Genomic DNA, 4,120 nt, shown 5'->3' on the forward strand with positions numbered 1-4,120 from the left:
CCAGGGAGCACCCCATGAGCACCGATACCAGCAGCCCCTCGGTCGTCGACTACATCGTCGTCGGTACCGGATCGGCCGGCGCGGTCGTCGCCGCCCGGTTGAGTGAGAAGCCGGCGAACCATGTCGTCGCCCTGGAGGCCGGGCCCGAGGACAAGAACCGCTTCGCGCACATTCCAGCCGCCTTCTCGAAACTCTTTCAGGGCGAGTGTGATTGGGCGTATTACACCACCCCACAGCCGGCACTGGGCGACCGCCGGATCTTCTACCCGCGCGGCAAGATGCTCGGCGGTTCGTCGTCGATGAACGCGATGATGTGGGTGCGTGGATTCGCCGCTGATTACGACGCCTGGGCCCGATCGGCCGGCGACTCGTGGTCGTTCGACAGCGTCCTCCCCTACTTCAGGAGAATCGAAGCCGTGGAGGGGGCCCACGACCCCGACGAGGGCCGCGACGGCCCGCTGCGCATCTCCCGGCAGCGCAGCGCCAGCACCTGGACCCGCGACTTCCTGTCTGCCGCCGAGCTTGCCGGGTTCAAACAGGAACGTGCCAATTCCGCGCGACCCGAGGGCTTCTGCGAGACGATGGTCACCCAGCAGCGCGGCGCCCGGTGGAGTACCGCCGACGGCTATCTGAAGCCCGCGCGCCGGCGTTCGAATCTGACCGTGCTCACCGGCGCGCAGGCGACCCGCGTTCTTTTCGAGGGTAGCCGTGCGGTGGGTGTCGAATACCGCAGGGACAACCAGCTTCTCACTGTCCGTGCCCGTAAGGAGGTCGTCCTGTCGGGGGGCGCGATCAATACGCCGCAGCTACTCATGCTCTCCGGAATCGGCGATGAACAGCATTTGCGCGCCCACGACATCCCGGTGCGCCACCACCTGCCGGAGGTGGGCCGCAACCTCACCGACCATCTGGTATCGCTCATCGGATTCGCGGTCGACTCGGGCACTTTGTTCGACGCCGAGAAACCCCGCCAACTGCTCGACTACCTGATCCGGCGTCGCGGCATGCTCACCTCCAATGTCGGTGAGGCCTACGGATTCGTCCGCAGCAACGCCGATCTGGAGCTGCCCGACCTGGAAGTCATCTTCGGTCCCGCACCGTTCTTCGACGAGGGAATCGGTGTCGCCACCGAACATGCGGTGGCGATCGGCCCGATCCTGCTCACCCCGCGCAGCCGCGGCACGGTCACCCTCGACTCCGCCGATCCGGTCTCCGCCCCGCTCGTGGATCCGAACTACCTGTCCGACAGCGACGGTGCGGACCGAGCGGCGATGCTGGAGGGCTTGCGGATCGCACACCGCATCGCGGGCATGCGGCCTCTCGCCCCCGCCCTCGGCCGACTACTGCAGCCCAAGCGGGAACTGCCCACCCTGGAGGAAACCCTCGACGAGGCGCTGACCCAGTATTCGCACACGCTCTATCACCCGGTCAGCACCTGCCGGATGGGCACCGACGCCGGCAGTGTCGTCACACCGGAGCTGAAGGTCCGCGGCGTCGACGGGCTACGAGTGGCCGATGCCTCGGTGATGCCGAATATCATTCGCGGGCACACCCACGCACCGTCGGTGGTGATCGGTGAGAAGGCGGCCGATGTGATCGCCGCCGGCGCCTGACCTCGTTCGGGGCACATCCGGGCCCGATGGCGGGGCGCCGACTGGTCAGCGTCGGCGCCCCGGGAAGAATGTTCCCACCGGCGGGAATCTCCTGCGTGCACAGCGGCGGCGCAGCGAGCACAATCACCTTCCGAACAGCACCCGACTCTGCGGACAGTCATCGGCGCACAGGATAGCGCCGGTGCGGGCACAACGGGGTGAGGAGGTCGCGTGAATCAGTCGTTGTACGTCGATCCGGACGGGATGCGCGGCAGCGCCGGCGAGCTCGACAGCCTGGCTTCGGAGACCGCGCAACTGCTGGCGCAGCTGAAGGCCGACCTCGCCGAGGAGGGCGAGTGCTGGGGCGACGACAAACCAGGAAAGGTGTTCGCCGAATCGTATGTGCCGTCCATGGAACGGAGCATGCAGGGATTCGAGAACCTCGTCCAGAATGTCTCGACGTTGGGTACCAATCTCCGCACCACGGCCGAGAACTTCGAGAGTCGGGATCGAGAAGCGGCCGGCCAAGTGCAGAATACGTTCCCGGACTCGCCCTTTCCCGATCTCACGACACCGGAGATCGCTGATCCGTCCAGTGCGGTTCTGGGTAGCACCCCCTATCGCGACCAGCTATCCGCCTATCCGTCGGCGGCGGACCAACCGGGCAGCTCCGGTGAACCGGACCGGAGCTCGCCGACCGCACAGCAGCGCCCGGAAAGCTCGGATCCATCCGTCCCCGATTCGCCCCTAGCGGGCGAGGCCGGTTCACCGCCGACCGGCGAGCAGCGTTCCTCGGACGCTCCCGCAACAACAGCTCCGCCCGGCACGAGTCCCGCCACCACACTGGACGGCAACCAGCCGAACGACTCGAGCTCGCCGGAGCAGCAGGACATCGAACAACCGTCTCCCCAGGCCTCGCCCTCCAGCTCGGCCGCCTCCCCTGCCGCGGCACCATCTCGTTCCGCCGTTTCCTCATCGCCATCACAGGCGTCGCCTGCGGCTCGCCGCTCGGTCGAGCCCCGCGCAGACACTCCGAGTACCCGGGCCCCGTCCGGCCCTCGGGTTTCGGCTCCCGCGCAGCCCGGCGCACCGGGAAATCCCGCATCTCCGTGGTCGAAGCCCAGCAGTGCGACCGCACCGGAAGAGCAACATGCGCCGCCCCGGCCCGCATCACCGCGGCGGCCCGACCCGGCCAAAGCTCCCGAACCCGAGCAGCGCAAGAAACCGAAGCCGAAGCCGCCGCGACAGCCGGTCACGAGCGACGAGGCGATGCAGATCGTGATGGCGATGGCGGCCCGGCACAACCTGCAGATCGCCGGATTCGAGTCATCGGGGCTCGACATAGCCGCTGCCCGGGATATCGCCGACGCTGTCGACGCCGTGTTGCACAAATACCCACTACTGCCCCTGCACGGAATCGAGGTCGGAAGCGCCGGGGACGAGAAGTCGACCGTGGCGAACAGGCGGACGCCGGAAGCACCGGAGGCATGGATCGTGCTCGACCGCAGTGTCGTCGCGAAACCGCACGACCCACCCGGCCGGGTGCGGCCCTGGACGCAGCAGGCCGACACCGCGGATAGCGCTGTCCGTATTCGGATGCTGCAAGCCTTCGGCCAGGTGGTCGACCTCACCGGCGGGTTCCGCGCGAGACAGACCGTGCAGCGCGCCCTGATCACCGAGTACCTGCGTATCACCGGCACCGAGAACCGATCCATGTCCCATGTGGTCGACGGCTATCGACGCTGGCGAGATCAACTGGACGAGAACTGCTTCCGAGACGGCGGTGTGAATCCGGGCCGCGCCTTGGCGTGGGGGTTCGCCGAGGTCGAACACAGCGGTGCCCGGGCGTCCGATCCCGCCAAGGTGCTGCATCGCCTGCTGCTGGTGATGGCTCGGCTGGATATGCGGCAACGTGCGAGAACAACCTAGGTAATCCTGGAGGGACGCGGGAATGGACCAAGCGAAACGCGAGAGCCTGCTGTCGGCGAACCACGGAATGCGCAAGCAGATGGAGCGGCTGCTGGACTCCGTCGAAGGGCAGCACGGCCGCATGTCCGACATCCTCCGGGAGCTGGAAAACCTTCGCCCGCAGGCCGGTTCCTCCGACGGGGCGGTGACCGCAACCGTCGACGGATCCGGTGTTCTCACGAATCTGTCCCTGACCCCTGCCGCAATGCGGAGGCCGGCGGACGAACTCGCTCGACTGATCGTGCAGGCAACTCAGCAGGCCGCACGCCAAGCCCGGGAACACAGCGAGCAGGCAATGGCGCCGGTTGCCGAGGCCCTCGACGACGTACCGGAGGTGTTCGATGCTGCGGCAGAGGGGCCGAGTCTGCGCGATATTCGCGAATTCTTCAGGGACACCGACAATTTCACACGGTGAGCCGCAGGACCAATGGCGTACCCGAACCTTCCCACCGGCTGGAAATCGGGCGCCGCGCGGAAGAATCACACTGTGTTGGTTGAGCTGACGATGGCGGGGCCACGAACGCACCCGCAGATCGCAAGGTGAGCGGGCCGGCTCCAAT

3 protein-coding genes are annotated in these 4,120 nt (G+C 67.2%); all 3 read left to right on the forward strand.

Annotated elements, in window-relative coordinates; all coding sequences use genetic code 11:
• Positions 1-14: 14 nt before the first annotated feature.
• The 3 genes from NV2_RS14010 to NV2_RS14020 all read left to right on the forward strand — a co-directional run bounded on the left by NV2_RS14010 (position 15) and on the right by NV2_RS14020 (position 3,975).
• Positions 15-1,613: a GMC family oxidoreductase gene (locus tag NV2_RS14010; RefSeq protein WP_067873172.1), complete on the forward strand. Its 1,599-nt coding sequence runs from the start codon at positions 15-17 to the stop codon at positions 1,611-1,613.
• 210 nt (positions 1,614-1,823) lie between these two features.
• Positions 1,824-3,521 carry a WXG100 family type VII secretion target gene (locus NV2_RS14015; RefSeq protein WP_067873175.1) on the forward strand — a complete coding sequence of 566 codons (1,698 nt, stop codon included), beginning with the start codon at positions 1,824-1,826 and terminating at the stop codon, positions 3,519-3,521.
• A gap of 22 nt (positions 3,522-3,543) precedes the next feature.
• Positions 3,544-3,975 (forward strand): YbaB/EbfC family nucleoid-associated protein, encoded by a 432-nt coding sequence (locus NV2_RS14020; protein WP_067873178.1) that lies wholly within the window; start codon positions 3,544-3,546, stop codon positions 3,973-3,975.
• The last annotated feature ends 145 nt before the right edge of the window (positions 3,976-4,120 follow it).

This window comes from Nocardia vermiculata NBRC 100427, from assembly GCF_001613265.1.
GTDB lineage: Bacteria > Actinomycetota > Actinomycetes > Mycobacteriales > Mycobacteriaceae > Nocardia > Nocardia vermiculata.